The following is a 19,503-nucleotide window of genomic DNA, read 5'->3' on the forward strand; positions in this document are numbered from 1 at the left end:
CATCCTCCTAAACAATAGTGTGCGTCTGTTGAAAGGCTGCGATTGCGTCAAACTCGTCCTTCAACTGATGGTACACACGATTATAAATTTTTGTCAACTGCATATATGTTTCATGATGCTGTTCGTTGGTCCGAAGCGACTGTTCCACCTGCATCCAATCGTGCACGGAACTGAAGTCCTTGATCTCCCCGAGCGCCAGCATCGCAAGCTGCGCCGCTCCGAGACCGGAGCTCTCAATCGTGTTCGGCACGGCTACTGTTGTGCCGAGCACATCGGACATCATCTGCAGCCAGAACGGCGAGCGGGCGAAGCCACCGGAAGCGCGCACTTCCTTGGTCGGCCCGCTGAGCTCTTCGAGCGCCGTGACGACCGAGTGAATGCGGTACACGACGCCTTCCAGCACCGAGCGGATCATATGCGGCTTCTGATGGTACAGCGACAGGCCGAAAAAGACGCCGCGTGCATTCGCGTTCCAGTAAGGCGCGCGTTCGCCGGCCAGCAGCGGGAGAAAGATCAGACCGTCGGAGCCTGGGGCGATGCCCTGCGCCAGCTCGGTCAAGTAATCGTACGGGTCCATGCCGCGGCGGCGTCCTTCTTCCGCCTCCAGCGTGGCGAGCTGATCGCGAACCCAGCGGAACATGATGCCGCCGTTGTTGATCGCGCCGCCGACAACCCAGAAATCTTCGTTCAGCGCGTAGCAGAACAGGCGGCCCTGCGGATCGGTCACCGGCTGGCGGACGACGCCGCGCACAGCGCCGCTCGTGCCGATCGTGACCGCGTATACGCCGGGGTCGATCGCGCCGACGCCGAGGTTGGCGAGGACGCCGTCCGACGCGCCGACGACGAACGGCGTGTCCGCAGGCAGTCCGATGGCGGATACATATTCGCCGTTAATGCCCTGCAGCACATGCGTCGTAGAGACCGGATCGGACAGCTGCTCCCGGCGTACGCCGCATGTATCGAGCGCCTGCTGATCCCAATCGAGCTGCTTCAGATTGAACAGCCCGGTCGCACTCGCGATAGAGTAATCGATGACCAGCTTGCCGAAAAGCTTAGCAAATACGTACTCTTTAATCCCGATGAATTTGTACGCCTGCTCGAACAGGTCCGGACGGTTGTCGCGGAACCACATCAGCTTGAGCAGCGGCGACATCGGGTGAATCGGCGTGCCGGTGTTGCGGTAAATTTGCAGCCCGTCCAGCTGCTCCTTCAGCGTCTTCACGTAGCCTACGCTGCGGTTGTCCGCCCAAGTGATGCAGCGGGTCAGCGGATGAAGATCGCGGTCGATCGCGATGACGCTGTGCATCGCGGAGCTGAACGACACGCACAGCACCTGGCTCGGCAATATGCTCGCCTTGCCGATGACGGTGCGGATCGCGGTCAGCACCGCCTGGAATATTTCATCCGGGTCCTGCTCGGCCATATCGGGCCTTGGCGTGTGCAGCGGATATTCGACGGAGTGCGAGCCGAGCACCCGGCCGCCCGCCGTGTCGATGACGAGCGTCTTCGTGCTCGTCGTGCCGATATCCGCGGCGATGATATATGGTTTTGCTCCCGTCATACCAGCCATGTTATCTCAAATTCCCTTCACTGTTAAATGCAAGGTCATAAGGTTCGGACAAAACTTCGATATCCGGATTGCGCTTCGCTTCCTCAAGCAGGTTGACGGATATTTCGATTTCGCCCAAATGCAGCGTATCCTGAATCCGGACAAGACGGCAAGTCGTATAGTCCAATATGTTGCACGTCTTCACCGCCGCCTTGATCGCGTACAAGTCGTTCTCCAGCGTCGTCGCCTGCTTCGTCGGGGCGCAGACGGTGGAGGTCAGGCCATTGGCATACGTAGCCGACCAGTTCGTCTTGTCCGCCAGCCGCTGCGTCGTGAAGTCGGCCGTGCCTACGCCGTTCGCGTTCCCCTGCGTTTCCGGCGTCAGGTCGAGCACGACCATCTTGGATACTTCCGGTCCGCCGTGCGCATATGGCGTCGGATAACGTCCCGTAATGTTCGGGTCCATCCCGTCGCCGCTAATGTTTTTGCCGATGTAATCGATCACGAGCACGTCGATCTGGTCGAACAAAATTTTCGGCAGGCGCGATTTGGCGATGTCGAGCAACTTCTCTTCCCGCTCCTCGATAAGCGCCGCCGGGAGCACTTCCACGATGCACGTTTCGTCGAAGGCGTTCTCGACCAGCGCGACGCCGAAGACGATCGGCAGCTTCTCCAGCATGATCTTGGCCATCGCGGGCACGTTCTCGGCCATGTACTTGAAGCCGAGCTGATGGCATACTTCCGCGCCTTTCTGCTTGCCGAGGCCAATGGAGATCATCTTCATGATGCCGCTCTCGATCCGTCCGCGGAACGCCGTATGCGGCTTCACGCGGTTGATGACGACGATCGCGTCCGCTTCCGATGCGTATTTGTCTACATAGACGGGAAGCCCGTTCGGAAGCTGGTCGATCTGAATCACTTCCATCGACGAGCGGATTTCCGCGCCCATCTTCTCTTCGGTGACGCCGAGATGGTGCAGCACTTCCTTCTGCCCTTCCGCCGTAGCTCCGCCGTGGCTTCCCATGCAAGGAACGATAAACGGATGCGCGCCTGCTTGTTTGATCGCGTCGATCGTCGTTTTCGTAAAGGCCGCGATGTTCGCTACCCCGCGGCTGCCGACAGCGACCGCGACTTGCTGGCCCGGCTTGAGCTGATCGATCGCGCCCGGCTTTTGCAGTTCGCGTTCCAGCACTTCGGCCGGATTGTCCAACTTCGTGCCGTCGAATTTTTGGCGGATGCGAACCATTTGCGGAATCGGAATATCCTGCAGCAGCGTTCTTAATACGCTTACGCTCATTGTTATTTTCCTCCTGCAATCGTTTTGACGGAATCCCGGATCACGAGCTCCGTGTGGAAGTAAACCGTTGATTTCTCGACTTGTTTTTTCTCGATGAAAGACAGCAGCTTCTCCGCCCCGACCCGGCTGATCTCCTCGATCGGCCTGCGGACCGTTGTGAGCGCCGGCGTCATAAAGGACGAAAACAAATGATCGTCGAAGCCGACCACCGACAAGTCGTCCGGCACGCGGAGTCCCCGCTCGGTAACGGCCTTGATCGCGCCGAGCGCCATGTCGTCGTTGGAGCAAAATACCGCGGTGGGACGCTCCGCCAGGTCCAGCAGCCGGCTCATGCCCGCATAGCCGCTCTCCAGGTCGTAATTGCCGGGCACGATCCACTCGCTGCGCAAGGGCACGCCGTGCTTCTCCAGCGCTTCACGGTAGCCGTCCCGGCGGGCCTGCGTCGATTTGAACCCTTGCTTGCCTTCGATGATGGCAATGCGCCGGTGGCCCTTCTCGATCAAATGCTCCGCGGCACGGTAAGCGCCGCTCTGATCGTCCGGCACCAGATTCATCACCTCGACCTTATCGATCGGCCGGTTGAGCACGACGAGCGGAATTTCCTTGTCTGCGGCGTATTCGATAAAGGATTGGTCGCTTGCGCTTTGGCTCATGACGATGAGGCCGTCAAAGCTTTTCCGATTCACGTTATGATAGCTCTTGTAATCGTCGATCCCGCGCACGATTAAGTTGAATTGGTCCTTGATGACATCGTTGACGCCCTTGACCGCTTCGTATAAAAAGCCCGAGGAGGTACCCGTATGCAGCGTCGAAAAAAATAGCCCCAGATTGTACGACCGGTCCAGAACCAAACTTCTTGCGCTGTAATTAGGCGTATAGTTCAGGCTGCCCGCAATCGACTTGATTCGTTCCTTTGTTTCCGGATTGATGAGCGGACTGTCGTTAAGCGCCCGGGAAACGGTCGTATGCGAGACACCGGCCAGTTTCGCGATGTCCTTAATTGTAACGCTGCTCATCCTTACCTACCACCCTCTAACAGTCATCATAGCATAGTGTTGCACACGTTAACAATGCTCTTTTCTTGCCCATTATAACGAAATATTAACCTTTTTTGCGACAAAAAGCGAGTCCGCCGCAAACCAAAAGAAAAACGGCCTGTGAACGATTCACAGACCGCTTATTTACAGGGCCATGCCCGAATGCCCTTACATTTCAAGCAATAGCATTTCATGCCGCAACTCCCTCAGCTTTTCTTTGCACTTTTGCACAGTCGCCAGGTCGCCGGATTGAATGGCTTCGTGCAGCGTAGCCAGCTCGTAATCAAGCTCCAGCCGCAATACCGGAATGCGTTCATCCGGCCGTTTGGAGCGGAAAGCCTGCATCATTTCTTCCACGGTCACCACCGGTTCCTTCTGAAACAAAACTTTATGCTCAACGCCAGAAATTTCAACCATCCGAATGATTTCCCCGAACATGATATTTTCGATCAAAATTTGCCGGTCCTTGAACCGCTTCACGACGGCGTGACCGCGCGTATCGCCGATCATTTTTTCCATCAGCTCCGCCAATTTCTCATCTTTGAAGGAATAATTGCCCACGATTTTGTACCGTTCGCCGATGCGTTGAAATTTCAGCTTCACCAGCTTCCTGCCCGTGCGGATCGATACGATGAATTGCTGGTCGTTCTCGTTCCAGTACAGCGAATACCCTTCTTGAATGAGCGTTTTGATGAAGTTACGGATTAGCCGACGGTCAAATCGTAACTCAAGGTTGCAATATTCCACTTCATGACTTTTACTCACGGCAATCCCCTCCTCATATTTCAAAAAACGGGCATCGGACTCGCAGCGACTTGAATTTCTTATCTTGTGGCGTGCGGCGCTCCGCAAAAGGCAAGCTCGCGGAGGACCGGACTTCGAAATGCCCTCAGCCCCTTTGATAGAATTTTCAGACTATTCGCATTTCTTGATTCTATCTTATTATGATTCATATGTTTTAGCAACTTGGTTATTGTCTTTTTTTACTCGATTTCGAACCTATTTTTATGGCGGCATGGTTCCTTTTCCTGCGCTTTCCAGAGGGGAGGCTCTGGGCGGAACAGACGGAACGCCAAATAACCCGCAGCTCCATAAAGGAACCGCGGGCTTCATTCGCCATCTAAGACGCCTAAACCGCTTAATAGGCGTTCGGGACGTCCACCTTGCGCGTGTTGCCGTCCAGCGTGAAATAAATGTTCACGCCGTGTCCTTGATCGTCCATGAAGAACGAAACATACTTCGGCTCGCCCTTCTTGACCGGGACGAGCAGCGTGGCGATCCGGTGGTTGCGGGCCTCGCCCGTCGTCGCCTTCAGGTGCCAATGAACCGGCAGCCCTTCGATCTCGCTCATGTCCACATCCGTGAACTCGTGATGCTGCGACAGCGCGAGCTCCCCGGACGAGCAGTACACGAACCGGCCATCCAGCTCCGCCTTCGCCCCCTGCACTTTGAACGACGCTCCGTTCAGCTTCATCTCGTGCAGCGTCTGGAACAGCCAGTCGACGCGGGCCGGCTGCGCCAAGTCGATATGATCGACAACGACGACGTACGCGTTATCCATGAAGTACAGCTCGCGCACGTACCGCTCCAGATAAGGCACATTCTCCTTGTAGGCGGCGGTCGCGTCGCTGCGGCTATAGCCATATCCGTCCCGCTGCTCGGCGATTTCAACGGTGCCCGTCGCTGCCATGTTCAACACCTTGTTCGTGCCTGCATACTGCCCTTGTCCGTCGATCAATATATTGTTCGTGCTTCGCGTCTGCTTGCGCCAGTTCATATGCATCGTGCTGCCAAACGCGACGTAATGCCCGCTCTCGATCGCCAGCGGTTCACCGTAAGCATGCAGCAGGAAGCCGTTCTGATCGCCGTGGCTGTGGCTGACGGAGCCGTATTTGCTGCTCTTCGTCAGCAGCATAATATGACGCTCCGGATCGGCCATATTCGCGTGGAAGGCGACCCAGCCGACGTCGCGGAACCATTTGACCGGTTCGATCTTGCCGTTGTCCGGCACGACCGGGGCGACGATCGGGTAATCGTTGCGGTACACCATCTCGTCGAAGCGGAAATCCCACCAGCCGTAATTGTAGAACTTCATTTCCGAATCGGTGTCGATTTCCTTCACCCGCTCGTAATACCACTGGTACAGCCCGCTGCCTGTCACTCCGGCGAACTGGCGCACGTTGAATCCGGTCTTCAGGCTGACCGGATCGCCGAGCGTCGACTGGTCGCCAAAGCTGGCCCGCAGCGTGTCCGGGCTGAAGCAGTACAGCGGGAAATCCCCGGTCTTGCCGAAAAACGGACGGCGGTAAAAATCGATCCCCGTATACTTCTTCAGCAGGTTCATCGCTTCCGTCACAAAAGCCATGCCGGTCGTCCAGTACATCGGACCTTCCGCCCAGCCGCCGTCAACGCCGCCCCACGGCGTATAAAGGGCGGCATAATATTCCAGCGTATAGTCGAGCCATTCCTGCGCCTTCGGCTCTTCTCCGAGCATCGCGATGCCGCAAGGCACCAGCACGCTGGACAGCGAGCGCACCGCATGGCTGTCGAACGGCACTTGATGAATCTTCGAACGCTCGATGACGTGAAACGCGACTTGTCCGGTGCGGGCGATCAGCTGCTTGCGCACCGTATCGCGCTCCTCCTGCGACAGATGGCTGTACAGCCAGTCGTAGCCCCAGGCCAAGGCGCCGGCCGTGCGGAAGGCCGCCTCATCGTTGTAATCGCGCGACGTCGGGCCTTCCGGGTTCCAGCCCGCTACGTGCAGCAGCCATGTCTTGGCGCGCCCGATGAGCGCGTCGTCCTCGAGCACGACGCCGGCTACGGCGAGATGCCGGATCGCATACAGCGCTTCCTGGCAATCGATATACATTTGCCGCCACAGCTTGGCGACTTTTTTGTTATTCGGGTAAGGCTGCGGCTCCGCGATCAGCTCGCGGTCGATCCACGGCTTGACTGAGCGCTCGTAAAAGACGTCCCAGCCGGTTCCCGCCGGATCGGTCTTCACCTTTTCACGAAAGCCGTCCAGCTCGCTCGCCTGCAGCCATAGGCGCGGATGCGCCGGCGCCGCCGAGGCGTAGCGCCCTTCCCGTGCCGTCAGCGGCGTCTCCGGCAGCCCTTCGGGCACGGCAAAGCGGCGCACGCGGCTCCAGACCGTGCGGCCGGCAGGCTCGTCCGTAAGCAGCGCGTAACGCCAGTAATAGACGCCCGGCGTCAATGCTTGCGCGGGCGTGTACAGGTTATAAGGGATCGGCTCTACCGTCGTGGTCCGCTCCTCGGAGAACTGCGCATCGCTTGAAAATTGAAGCACATAACGATCGTTCTCCAACTGAGCGGGAATCCATGTAAACCGCGGCGGGTTCTCGATCAGCACCGTCGTTTCGTCAGGTTCGTATTGCACGGTCAATACGCCGCTTTGCGGCTCGTATAATGGTGATAGCTCGCTCATTGTCCGTCCCCTCTCCCTTATCCGATCGTCAAACCATGTTCCTCATTAAGCTTGCAGGCGGTCGTCTCGGAGCCGCAGGTCACGCGCAGCTCATTGTCTCCATGCATCGCGACCTGGACAGGTCCCTTCGCGCTGTAGACATGGACGAATCGGCAGCGTTCCCCCATCTGCCGATGGAGCAGCGCCGTTAACGGTGCGCTCGGGTCGACCGTCGTGCCAGGCGTGCGCACGGACAGCGCCTCCTGCTCCGGCAGCAGCAGCGCCGTATGATACAGCTTCGAGCCGTCCTGCAGCGAATACGCGAACGACAACGGCTGCGCCATTCCCGATTCGCCAGATGCCGCATAGCGGCCCACAATCGGCAGCTCCCGCTGCGTCTTATCGATCTGCAGCGAATAGGCTTCCGGCGCTGCACCGGCCGAATACGGCGGCGCATGCACCGGCTCCGACACCGGATGCATCCACCATTCGACGGAAGCGGTCCGGTCCAGACGCACCTCGAATACGTCGAGCAGCCAGTTCTCCGTCAGCAGCAGGCGCCGGTCCAGGAGGCAGCCGGGATACGCGGCATCGGACTGCAGCCACACCGATGTCGCCGCCGCCGATTCCGCGAACGCGACGCAGCGGCCTGTGTGCTCGGCCTGCGACGTCCCGTCCACCGAAACCGTGTTGTGACTGGCGGTCTCGGCATACCATTGCTTACGCAGCGTCGAGCCGTAAGGCACCATCCCGAAGTCCGGCGTCCAGGCGCCGCTCTTGTGCATCACGGATACGTGCAGCTTGTCGTAGTGGCCATGCGAACCGCCGTGCGGTCCGAAATCGGCGAGAAACGAGAGTGTATTCCCCGCATGACGGCCGACGACAAAGCCGGAGGCAGGCAGCAGACATGAACCCCGCTTCTCCCCCTCGCGGATCGTCGATGACGAAACCGCGTGGCTGTCCTCGCCATACAGCAGCGCCTCCAGCTCGTTTCGTTCTCCCGTCTCGCTTCCCATCTGTCTATACGCTTCCGACAGCAGTGGAATCCATTCGCTTTTCCGGTAGCGCGCCAGGCCGATCTCCATAATTTCCGCGATTTCTCTGGCATACGGCACGCGCTGCATTGGTCCGTCATGCAAGGCGGGAAGCACGCCCGTATCGTCCGCAAGCGCCGCCAAGACGTCGAACATGCCGACCATCGACTGGCCCTCGCTCCCCTGCTCGGAATACAGGTCGACGCCGAACCGTTCGGCCATTTCGGCGGCAATCAAATACGCCCGCAGCACGAATATATGATAATAACCCGAGCCTTCGAATTCCAGTTGATCCGGCTTGACGCCGATCGACAGATGATGCTTCCAGCCGCCTTCGCCTTCAATCAGCCCGAGAAGCGCCTCGCGATTGCCCTGAACGGCGTAGACGCATGATAACGAAGCGTTCAGCCACGCCGTATAATTGTTCTCCGGATTTTTCCGCTCGTGAATGAGGATATGACGATATTCCGTCATGCTCGATTCAAGCATCGATACGAACAGGTCGAGCGCCGAGCGTTCGTCGGCAGTAAAGCTGACGCCCTCATCCTGCAAAAGCAAGTAAGCGCGAAGCAGTGTCGTCGACCAGATCGCTTCCGTCAGCGCCTGATGGAACGCTTTCCCCTTGAGCATCCACGGCTGCGCGTCCGGGTGCACCGGATAACGCGGGAACTGGCGTGCGTATGCGACGAGCAGCCGCTTGGCCAGCTCCGCATACGACGGCTCTCGCAAGCCGGCGTATACGGCCGCCGACTGCAGTGCAGCCCGGGCCAATGACTGGTGCTTGAATACGAGCCACGCTCCCCGGTATATTTCCTCATCGATCCGGCAGCCGTGCGGACATACGAAGGTATGCGCATCCGGCTCCAGCGGATCGAACAGCAGCTCCGCATGATGAACCGGGCATACATATTGATGCCACCAGCCCCCGGGCTCCTCCGGTATCGTCAGGCTATCTGCCTCGATCATCCGGTCAAGCTCGTCTTTCATCCGAAGCAGCACCTTGTCCACCCATGCCGACATGTTCCGTTTCTCCCCGATCGCCATGCTCATCTCATCATCATCCCGCCGTTAATTTCTAGCGTTTCCCCGGTTACGTACGCCGCCAAATCCGAAGCCAAGTACAGTACCGCCCCGGCCACATCCTCCGGCGTGCCTTCCCGCTGCAGCGGAATGCCGCCGATCGTCGCCTGCCGCGCGGCGTCGGACGTAAACGTCGCATGGAACATCGTACTGCCGATAAAGCCCGGCGAAACAATGTTCACGGTAATGCCGCTAGCCGCAAGCTCCTTGGCCAGCCCTTTGGAGTAGGCCGATACGGCCGCCTTGCTCGCCGCATAAATACTCGCGCCGGGACCGCCGCCATTTTGCGCCGCGACCGAAGACATATTGATGATGCGTCCCGCTCCTTTGGCTTTCATACCGCCGATCACGCGTTTACACAGGAACACCGTGCTTTTCAGGTTAACGTCCATCACCTGCGCGTAATGCTCCTCCGTCATCTCGCTGTTCGGCAGACGGCGAATCATATGGCCGGCATTGTTCACCAGAATGTCGACCGTACCGCCGAGCGCGCGCTCCACTTCGTCAACCAGCCGTTCGATTTGCGCCGGATCAGTGACGTCGGCTTGCACGAGCACCGCTTCGCCGCCGGCATCGCGAATGGCCGCAACCGTTTCTTCCCCTTGCGCTACGTTGCGTAGGCAGTTCACGCCTACCTTCGCTCCATGCGCCGCAAGCGCGATCGCGATCCCGCGGCCGATCCCTGCGTTCGAGCCCGTAACCAGTGCAATTTTCCCCGTAAAATCGATATTCATTGTGTATGTCCTCCCAGATTTGAAAAATGTACTTGCTATTCCTTCGAGCGAAGCGCGGGTCTGACCGTTTCCGGCATACTCATCGTGATGCGGGTTCCCCCGCCCTGCTCGCTTTCAATCCTCAGTCCGTATTGCTCGCCGAATACCATCTGGATGCGCCGGTGCACGTTCATCAGCCCGATGCCGCCGGTTCGTTTCTGCCCGCCGGACGTTTCCTGCTCGGCCAGCCGATTCAGCTCGAGCCGCCGGCGCAGCTCCGCCAGCCGCTCCGGACGGATGCCCTCGCCGTTATCCTCGACGATCACCAGAAACAGGCCGCCTTCCTTGCGAGCATCGATGCGGATATAATGATGCGGTTCGATGCCGCTCCAGAACGCATGCTGAAAAATATTTTCGATCAGCGGCTGCAGTGTGAGCCGCACCATCTTTTCAAGCAGCAAACTTGGCGGTATGACGACGTCAATCTCAAACGGCCGGCCGATACGGTGCTCGAGAATGATCATGTAGTTGCGCACATGATTCAGCTCGTTGGCGACTGTAATTTCCTCCAGATTCGTCTGAATCGAATAGCGCAGCATGAACGCCATCGCTTCGACCATCTCCGTAATTTCGCTGGAATCCTGCACAATGGCGTAGCAGTTGATCGTCTCGAGCGTGTTGTACAAAAAGTGCGGGTTGATTTGCAGCTGCAGCGACTGAAATTCCGCTTGCTGCCGCTCCAGCTCCGCTTGGCCGAGCTCCAGCGCGTTTTTTTGCTGCTGCAGCTCCGCTTCGTACACCTTCTCGATCATCTCTGACAGCCGCGTCACCATCACGTTGTAGCTGTGAATGAGATCGCCGATTTCGTCGCTTCGGCCCTTCCCGTCGATGTGCTGCCAGTTCCCCTTCTCTGTCTCGCGCATACTTTCCTTCAAATCGCGGATCGGCGCGACGATGGATCGACCGAAGCGGGAAGCAAGCCACAGGGCGACGCCCAGCGTAAGGAGACCGACCGCCAGCGTCGTCGTCCGGATGACGGAAACGGGACGGCGCAGCTCGCTCATCGGCATGGAAGCGACGAGATTCCAATCGGAGTAGCCCGACTTGCGGGAGACGAACATCCGTTCTTCGCCGTTGTACGATTCGATCAGCGGCCCGCCGCCGCTGGCCAATATGCGTTCGGCAAGCGACGGATCGAGCTTTTGCTCCTTCATTCCTATATTCGGGTGATAAATGTAATTCCCTTCGTTATCCACGATAAAAAAATAACCGTTTCTTCCCACATTGACGCGGTCCCAAATTTTGGCCAGTTCCGACAGCTTGAACTCGATCGCCACGACGCCTTGAAAAACATCGCTGTACTGCGAGCCGCGCACTTTGCGCGCCATCGTCGCCACTGAGCCTTCGTCTTCCTTCCGGATGCTCATCGTCAGCAGCTTGATCTCGCCCTTCTCCGGCGTCGACCGCATCAAATAATCGAATTTCTTGTTGATCAGCGCCGGGTCGAGAAACAGCAAATTTTGATTGTCATAAATGACGGACCTTCCATGCCGCCCGACGACGTATACCATGTTCAGCTGCCTGTAGATCGTTGTAATGGACGTAACCGATTCCCGGGCGAACTTCTTGATCAGCTCCGAATAGTAGTAATAATCGTAAGCGTCGTTCGGATCGATATCCAGGAAGGCGCGTACATCGGAGTTGGAGGAAAACGAGTTGCTGTACAGCTCGTACGTCTGCAAGTACGAATCGGTCTGGTACGCGGCGCTGTCGATCATCTGGTCCATGTATTGCAGAACTTGCCGATCGAGCGCCCGCGACGACTGTACATACGTGAACACGCCTACCGTGGACAGCGAAATGACGATAACGATCAGAAAGTAGCGGTAAATTTGCTGCGACAGCGTCCTGGTTTTCATTACTCGATGCCCATCTTCTGCCGGTACTCGGACGGCAAATAGCCCGTATATTTTTTGAACGTCTTCGTAAAATGCGGGTGATCGGCGTAGCCGACTTCGCCGGAAATATCGGTGATGCGGTACTGCGGCTGCTGCAGCAGCTTTTTCGCCTTCTCCATGCGGCGGCGCGTCCGATATTGCACGAACGTTTCACCCGTCGATTGCTTGAACAGCTGGCTGAAGTACGACGCATTGAGGCCGATATGCTCAGCCACTTCCTCCAGCGACACTTCCTCCGCCAAGTGATGCTCAATATACTGCTTCGCTTCCTCGACGGCGTCCTTTGGCTTGCCGCGGCGCTTCGCCCTCAGCCCCTCGTACAGGCTGGCAATGCTCGCATTGAACCGCAGCCACGACTCGCTATCGTCTGCGGTACCCGACAGCGCCAGCTCCGCGTGAAACGCGAAAACATCGCGCGTATTCAGCCGTTTGCCGAGCAGCGCGTGCAGCTCCGCGAGCACATCGTTCAACCGGCCTGTCTTCAGCCGGTACGAGTCGAGCTCCTGCTTCATCCGGTGCAGTTGATCGGCCAAATCCGCCTCGCGCAGCTCCCAGATCGCTTCGTCGAGCTGCTCGACCCACACCTCAAGCTTCGTTACCGGAACGAACGTCTCCGATTGCTGCCGCGTTTTGAGCCGGATCAGCTTCTCCAGCGTTTCCTGAAACTTCTTCTTGTTAACCGGCTTGAGCAAATACTCCTTGACGCCGTAAGAGACGCACTTCTGCGCGTACTCAAAATCGCCGAACCCGGAAATGACGACCAGCTGAATGTCTTCATCCAGCTCGGCTACGGTGCGGCACAGCTCCAGCCCGTCCATCTTCGGCATCCGGATATCGGTCAGCACAAAGTCAGGGCGCTCCTCGCGGATTTGCTGCAGCGCCGTGACGCCGTTGTCCGCCGTCCGGATCGATGCGAATGGCAGGCCGGACTGCTCCACCAGCTTTTGCAGACCTTTGCGGATCATCGGCTCGTCGTCGGCAATCAGTATACGATACATCTGCGGGCGCTCCTTTCCGTTGGCTCGCGCCAAAGCGTTGTATAACAATCACTCCCCACACCGGCTGTGCGGCGTGAGGAGGTCATATGGCTTACATTCAGTTATTAACGGCGCGGTGTAGAAATCGTGACGTTCGGGTCCTTCTTGGTGTACTTCTCGGTCGCTTCCTTGATCACGTCGTTGCCGCCCTTGGACTTCCATTCCTCAATGACTTTCGGCCAATCGGAAATCGGTTCCTTGCCATATACCATTTTCACCATATGGGCCATCAGCACAGGCGCGGCATAATCGGACTCCGGCGAAATGTCCGGATTTTTGATAAGCGAGTCGAGACGAGGCTCGAACTGAATGCCGTCGCGGCCTTCTTTCGACAACATTGTATCATAAATGTTCATCAATTTTTTGCCGTCTTCCGTCAGACCAAGCGTGCCTTTGTTGTATGTCGTGTCCTGAACCATCCACAGGAACGCTTGACGGTAACGCTCTTCGTCGACGCCCTGCGGGTCGGTCGGCGCTTTGTAATCGATCTTGCCGTCTTTTACCGTGTAGTTTTCCCCTTCGATGCCGAAGGTGAAGAATTTCTCGGCTTCATCCGATACCATCCAGTCGAAGAACTTGATGATCGCGGCCGGGTCCTTCACTTTCTTGTTAATAAACCAGGCGCGGGTTACGGAGTTATACAGGTAATAACCGCCTTTGCCGTCCGGACCTACCGGGGAAGGAATCAGTTCAATCTTCGCCGTAGGCACGCTTGCTTTGAGCTGCTGCTCCCATTGCAGCACTTCGTTGGCATTCATGGACCAGATGCCCGCTTTGCCCGCCAAAATGTTGTTTTTGTAAACGGTCGGGTTGATCGTTGCGAATTCTTTGGAAATCAAGCCCTCGTCGAACATCGTTTTATACGTTTGCAGCGCTTTTTGCATGCCGTCGACGTTGAAGAATTTCGGTACGACCTGATTGTCTTTCAGCATGGATTGCGACAAATACGGGAAGACATCATATGCGCCGAAGAACGTATCGGCGTACTTGAAGTTTTCGCGGCCTTGGTACGGCTGCTCGACGCCCATTTCCTTAAACTTGCGCAGCACGTTCAAATATTCGTCGACCGTCTTCGGCACCGGCAGGCCGGCCTTGTCCAGCAAGTCTTTGCGGATCGCCGTCGCGCGGCGGGAAGGGTTCGACAAAAACTCCGGAATGGCGTAAATTTTGCCTTGGTACGTTTCCTTCTGCCAAGCTTCCTTCGGAATTTTCTTCAAGAGGTTTTGCCCGTACTTTTGCAGCAAATCGTCCAGCGGCATGAATACGCCCGCTTGTACGGAACCTGCCATTTCTTTGCCGGCTACGCCGCCGCTGCCTTGTACGACATCGGGAATATCGTTGGTCGCGAACATTTGAATCATTTTCTGCTCATATTCCTTATGCGGCACAAGAACGATGTCCAGATCGGTATTCGTCAGCCCTTCGAGCTTTTTCACCCATTTGTCTTCGTTAATGTTCGGCGATTTCTCTACGTAGTTGAATGCAAGCGTTCGCATCGAGACGGAAAATTTGGCTTTTCCTCCCGCATTGGCGCCTTCCGCAGCCGGTTTGTCCGAAGAATTCGCACAGCCGGCCAGCATGCTGGCCGCCAGCGCGGAAGCCGTCCCAACCTTGACCCATTTGTTCATAGTCCATGCCCCTCTTCTCTAGTCATATTTGCTAGCGATGTCGTAAAAACGTATAAGCGCTTTCACTATAGTTCCATTGTAAGGGGGCACCGACAAACCGAACAGGGAGTGACTTTAGTTCGGATTGTCTTTTTTTTAGGGTGCCCGCCTTGCATAGTTGCCATACGGATGAGATTACGATTTGACCGAACCGACCATCATCCCTTTGACGAAATGACGCTGCAGGAACGGGTAGACCAAAATGATCGGGATCGTCGCGATAATGATCGTCGCCATCTTGATGCCTTCCGGGTCCATATGCGCAAGACCGCTAAACTGGGAGGCCGACGGATCGATGTTGATTTCATCAGATACGATCAGCTGGCGCAGCTTCACTTGCAGCGGCCACAGCGAAGGCTTGTTGATGTAGTACAGCGCGCTCATGTACGTGTTCCAATGGTTGACCGCGTAAAAGATACCGAGCGATGCCATAACCGGCTTGGACAGCGGCAGCACGATGCTCCACAGCATGCGCATTTCGGAGCAGCCGTCAATACGGCCGGAGTCGATAATTTCGCTCGGAATTTGCATGAAGAACGACCGCATGACGAAGAAGTTGAATGCGCTGATCGCGCCCGGAATAAGCAGCGCCCATAGCGAGTTGGTCAAATGCAGCTCCTTCATCAGGATGAAGTTCGGGATCAGCGGCGCGCTGAATACCATCGTAATCAGCACCAGCATAACGACCCACTGACGTCCCACATATTCCTGCCGCGATACTGGATAAGCCAGCGAAGCGGTTGCTGCCAGATTGATCAGCGTTCCGACAATCGTAATGTATACCGTGATGCCCAGGGACCGCCACATGGCCGCGTCGCTGAATACGTACTGATAGTTGATCCAGGTGAAATCAACCGGCAAAAACAACACTTTGCCGCTCACGACCGCTTCCGAGCTGCTGAACGATTGCGCCAGCACGTTGAGAAACGGCAGGAACATGGCGAGCGCAAGCGCGGTTAAAAACAAGATGTTGAACACATTGAACGTTTGCCAACCGGCAGATGTTCTCTTCATTACGAATTCACCTCCATCGAACTGCGTCTTTATGTTAGTACAGGCTTTCCCCTGTCGTCTTTTTGCTCAAGTAGTTGCCGATGACGACGAGCATGAGGCCTACGACCGATTTGAACAATCCGATCGCCGTCGTGTAGCTGAACTGCTGGCCCAGCAAACCGACTGTGTAAATGTACGTGTCAAGAATTTCGCCGTTCGTTTTGTTAAGCGGATTCAGGAAAACGAATACGCGCTCGAACCCGAAGTCCAGAAACTTGCCGATATGCAGCAGGAACAAGATCATAATCGTCGGAAGCAGTGCTGGAATCGTGATGGAAATCGTCTGCCGCCAGCGGTTCGCGCCGTCGACCTCCGCCGCTTCGTACAAATCCGGGTTGATGCCGGCAAGCGCCGCCAAATAAATGATCGTGCCGTAACCGGAATCGCGCCAAATGCCCGAGCCGATCAATACAGTGCGAATCCATGATTCTTCTCCGAGGAAGTAGACCGGGTCAAACCCGAGCGCCGAAATCAACTGATTGACGACACCGGTGGACGGAGACAGGACGCCGACCGCGATCCCCCCGATGATAACCCAGGACAAGAAGTGCGGCATATATACGACCGTTTGCAGCACCCGCTTGTACAGCACGAGACGAAGCTCGTTGAGCAGCAGCGCGAGCACGATCGGAGCCGGGAACGCAAGCACTAGATCATACAAGCCGATCAGCAGCGTATTTTTCAAGATATTCAAAAAGTCGTAGTGGGCGAACATCCGGCGGAAATGCTCCAATCCGACCCATTTGCTGCCGGCGATTCCGTTAAAAATGTTATAATCCTGGAATGCGATGATCGACCCGAACAGCGGTACGTATTTGAAGATGATGAAGTAAATAATGCCGGGCAATGATAAGAAATAAAGCGCTTTATATTTCCACATGAAACGCAGCAAGCTTCTTTTTTCACTCGATACGTTCGTGTCGACGGACTGCGCCGCTGGCATGTTTGCCGCCATTTGCAAGTCCCTCCTTCGTAAGTCTTTTCGTTTTGTAGCTTTATCTTACATGGAAGCGGCCCGGTCAACTATGGAATGCCTTTTCACTGGTTTGTGTTTTTTTTAGGTTCACCATGAAAAGTGTCGGTAATTGTCGAAAACTAGCCGCGGCCGTGCATTTAAGAAGGCGAATATGGTATATTGTTCTACAAAAACCGGTATCCCCGGCTGACATACAAGGGAGAGACATTCGTCATGAATACAGCATTCGAAGGCTTTCGAGAAACCGACTTCGACACCTTTCGCATCGACGGGCTGGAAGCCCGGATGGAGGCGATCCGCGGCCGCATTCAGCCGAAATTCCGCGACATCAGCGAAGCGCTGCTTCCGGCCATCCGCGCGCAAGCCGGCGAAGAAATGTTCCTGCATATCGCTCAACATGCGAGACGCAAAGTGAACGCGCCCGTCGACACATGGCTTGCGTTCGCCGGCAACAAGCGCGGGTACAAGCAGCATCCTCACTTTCAAATCGGCTTGTTCGACGACCGGGTATTCCTCTGGCTCGCGCTCATATACGAGCTTCCCGACAAAAAATCGATCGCGGAAGCTTATTTGAAGCAGGCAAAGCGCATATACAAAAGCTTGCCGAAAGACTTCGTCGTCTCGTTCGACCACATGAAAAAGGACGCCTCGCCGGTCAAATCGCTCGGAGAAGCAGGCCTCAAGCAAGCGATCGAACGGTTCCGCGACGTGAAAAGCGTCGAGCTGCTGGTAGGGCGCAATCTGCTCGCCGACGATCCGGTGCTGCGCGACGGGGACGTCTTCCTGCGAACCGCGGGCGAAACGTTCGAGGCGCTGATGCCGATGTATCGCCTTGCGCGATCGGTATAGTGCGGAAATATCCGCATGTTCATGAAATATTTATGTAATTCTAAGCTTCCTTTAAGCTAGTATTCAGGGAACCTGCACATGCTATAGTTGGTGCAAACCGAATCTAAGCGACAGGAAGGTGGATTGAAGTTGAACAAGACGTATGCGAAAAAAGTCATCGTCACCACGCTCACTCTCGCTCTTGTGCTTGGCGGCGGCGCGCTGTACGGCTCGCGTCAGCTCGTTCATGCCGAGCCGTCGGATGCCTCCGTGCAATCCGACGCTCCAGGCGGAGACGACGCCAAGGAGCAGAGCGGCAAATCGAACCGGCTGAAGGAATGGTTCGGCAAACGCGGCGATAAGCAGGAAGCCGGCAAAGACGGCAAAAAGCAGGCGGTCCCGAAGGGCATGCCGATTATCGATGAAGCCGCGGCCATTCTCGGCATGGAGCCGGAGGCGCTGCGAACGGCGCTCAAAGACAAAACGCTGGCGCAAATCGCCGCCGAGAAAAACATCAGCGAAGCCGATCTGATCGCCAAGCTTGAAGCGCAGCGCGGCAAAAAAATCGACGAAGCGGTCGCCTCCGGGAAGCTGACGGCGGAGAAGGCGGAGCAGATCAAGCAAAAGATGGCCAGGCACTTGAAATTTATGGTCAACCATAAATTCGACGGCGAGGGCAAGCACCGGGTGCATGGCGCGAAGCATCGCATGATGCCAGCGCCGGACAAGCTGGCCGGCATTCTGGGCATCTCCGAGGAGGAGCTGAAGACGCAGCTGAAGTCCGGCAAATCGCTGGCCGAGATCGCGCAGAGCAAAGGGATGACCAAGGAGCAGCTGGTCGATAAAATCAAAGACGGGATGACCCCTTGGATCGAAAAAATGGTCGAGCGGAAGCACGTCAAGGAAGAAAAGAAACAAAAATAATACTTATCCCCGGCAAGTCCTCCTTGCCGGGGAACGTTTACGGTAAATGCGCGTCCGCGAAGCGCGCTTACCACGCGACAAATCGCTTGCAAAGCAGCAGAGGCAGCACTCGGCAAAAAAACGGGACGGCCGCGGCCGTCCCGTTTTTTGATGTTCCCTCTTGCTTCCCTCCCTCTTGGACTCCATCTTCAATCAAATGATTCGCATCAAAAATTTCCTGATAACATGCCTATTGACATTTGGTAAATCGGCGGAATATAATGTGAAACATTACTTACACCGCAATGGCAACGACCAAGGACATGTGCACGAGAAACGCGCGCCCAGAGAAGAAGCCCTCGGCTGAAAGGCTTCCCGAACGCGTTCACGCCGCTTACCCCCTTGCAGCCGCAGCCGGGAACGAATCCGCAAGGCCTAGCGCCGATGTCCGGATTTCAGTAACGACTGCCGGGAGGCCGCTCCCGTTATCCAAGGTAAAGTTCGGTCTGTTCATCAGCAAGCCTCACAGCTGATAGACCGTGTAATAAGGGTGGAACCACGAGCACAATCGTCCCTGTTGACAACGTCCATCGGCAATCGCCGATGCGACGCTGCAGCGGCGATTGTGCTTTTTGAATTCCGCAACGATTCCCAAAATTCGTATAAGACAAGGCAATGACCAAGGACATGAGCACGTTCGACTCGCGCGCCCAGAGAGAAAGCCCCCGGCTGAGAGGCTTTCCGCTGCGTTCACGCCGCTTACCCCCTTGCAGCCGCAGTCGGGAACGAATTAACGGCATAGATGCTGTTAATTCCAGTAACTTCTGCCGGATTAGCCCCCGTTACCGGGCCTTACTAAGGATGGAGTCTCAGCGCGCCTGCGCGCTCTCCGTCGAATAAGGGTGGAACCACGAGCATAATCGTCCCTGTTGCAAAGCATATCG

At 56.5% G+C, this 19,503-nt stretch carries 14 protein-coding genes; 2 read left to right on the forward strand and 12 right to left on the reverse strand.

Annotated elements, in window-relative coordinates; genetic code table 11:
• Positions 1–7: 7 nt before the first annotated feature.
• The 12 genes from KXG62_RS03520 to KXG62_RS03575 form a co-directional block, all read right to left on the reverse strand.
• Complete coding sequence (locus KXG62_RS03520; RefSeq protein ID WP_425517329.1) at positions 8–1,561, reverse strand: gluconokinase; 1,554 nt, start codon at positions 1,559–1,561, stop codon at positions 8–10.
• A gap of 10 nt (positions 1,562–1,571) precedes the next feature.
• Complete coding sequence (locus KXG62_RS03525) at positions 1,572–2,846, reverse strand: nickel pincer cofactor-dependent isomerase, group 22 (protein ID WP_218090535.1); 1,275 nt, start codon at positions 2,844–2,846, stop codon at positions 1,572–1,574.
• Positions 2,847–2,848: 2 nt separating this feature from the next.
• Complete coding sequence (locus KXG62_RS03530; protein WP_218090536.1) at positions 2,849–3,862, reverse strand: LacI family DNA-binding transcriptional regulator; 1,014 nt, start codon at positions 3,860–3,862, stop codon at positions 2,849–2,851.
• Between the two features lie 189 nt (positions 3,863–4,051).
• Positions 4,052–4,648, reverse strand: a complete 597-nt coding sequence (locus tag KXG62_RS03535) for a hypothetical protein (protein ID WP_218090537.1) — start codon at positions 4,646–4,648, stop codon at positions 4,052–4,054.
• A 373-nt stretch (positions 4,649–5,021) separates the two neighbouring features.
• Positions 5,022–7,331: a DUF4962 domain-containing protein gene (locus KXG62_RS03540; RefSeq protein ID WP_218090538.1), complete on the reverse strand. Its 2,310-nt coding sequence runs from the start codon at positions 7,329–7,331 to the stop codon at positions 5,022–5,024.
• 17 nt (positions 7,332–7,348) lie between these two features.
• Positions 7,349–9,394: a heparinase II/III domain-containing protein gene (locus KXG62_RS03545; RefSeq protein ID WP_218090539.1), complete on the reverse strand. Its 2,046-nt coding sequence runs from the start codon at positions 9,392–9,394 to the stop codon at positions 7,349–7,351.
• Positions 9,391–10,158 (reverse strand): SDR family NAD(P)-dependent oxidoreductase, encoded by a 768-nt coding sequence (locus KXG62_RS03550; RefSeq protein ID WP_218090540.1) that lies wholly within the window; start codon positions 10,156–10,158, stop codon positions 9,391–9,393. Before KXG62_RS03550 ends, KXG62_RS03545 begins: the two co-directional genes overlap by 4 nt.
• A 35-nt stretch (positions 10,159–10,193) precedes the next feature.
• A complete protein-coding gene (locus KXG62_RS03555) occupies positions 10,194–12,056 on the reverse strand; it encodes a cache domain-containing sensor histidine kinase (RefSeq protein WP_218090541.1) in 1,863 nt (620 codons plus the stop codon).
• A complete protein-coding gene (locus tag KXG62_RS03560; protein ID WP_218090542.1) occupies positions 12,056–13,093 on the reverse strand; it encodes a response regulator transcription factor in 1,038 nt (345 codons plus the stop codon). Before KXG62_RS03560 ends, KXG62_RS03555 begins: the two co-directional genes overlap by 1 nt.
• Before the next feature lie 104 nt (positions 13,094–13,197).
• Entirely contained in the window at positions 13,198–14,760 is a 1,563-nt protein-coding gene (locus KXG62_RS03565; RefSeq protein WP_218090543.1) for an extracellular solute-binding protein, read from the reverse strand.
• Between the two features lie 174 nt (positions 14,761–14,934).
• Positions 14,935–15,813 carry a carbohydrate ABC transporter permease gene (locus KXG62_RS03570; RefSeq protein ID WP_218090544.1) on the reverse strand — a complete coding sequence of 293 codons (879 nt, stop codon included), beginning with the start codon at positions 15,811–15,813 and terminating at the stop codon, positions 14,935–14,937.
• Positions 15,814–15,847: 34 nt separating this feature from the next.
• Positions 15,848–16,807 (reverse strand): ABC transporter permease, encoded by a 960-nt coding sequence (locus KXG62_RS03575; protein WP_218090545.1) that lies wholly within the window; start codon positions 16,805–16,807, stop codon positions 15,848–15,850.
• A 234-nt stretch (positions 16,808–17,041) separates the two neighbouring features.
• On the opposite strand from KXG62_RS03575, the gene KXG62_RS03580 reads away from it, so the two are divergent.
• On the forward strand, positions 17,042–17,677 hold the full coding sequence (locus tag KXG62_RS03580; RefSeq protein ID WP_218090546.1) for a YktB family protein: 636 nt from the start codon (positions 17,042–17,044) through the stop codon (positions 17,675–17,677).
• Between the two features lie 129 nt (positions 17,678–17,806).
• Entirely contained in the window at positions 17,807–18,580 is a 774-nt protein-coding gene (locus tag KXG62_RS03585; RefSeq protein WP_218090547.1) for a hypothetical protein, read from the forward strand.
• Positions 18,581–19,503: the final 923 nt, after the last annotated feature.

It is taken from the genome of Paenibacillus solanacearum, from assembly GCF_910593845.1.
In the GTDB taxonomy this organism is placed as follows: domain Bacteria; phylum Bacillota; class Bacilli; order Paenibacillales; family NBRC-103111; genus Paenibacillus_G; species Paenibacillus_G solanacearum.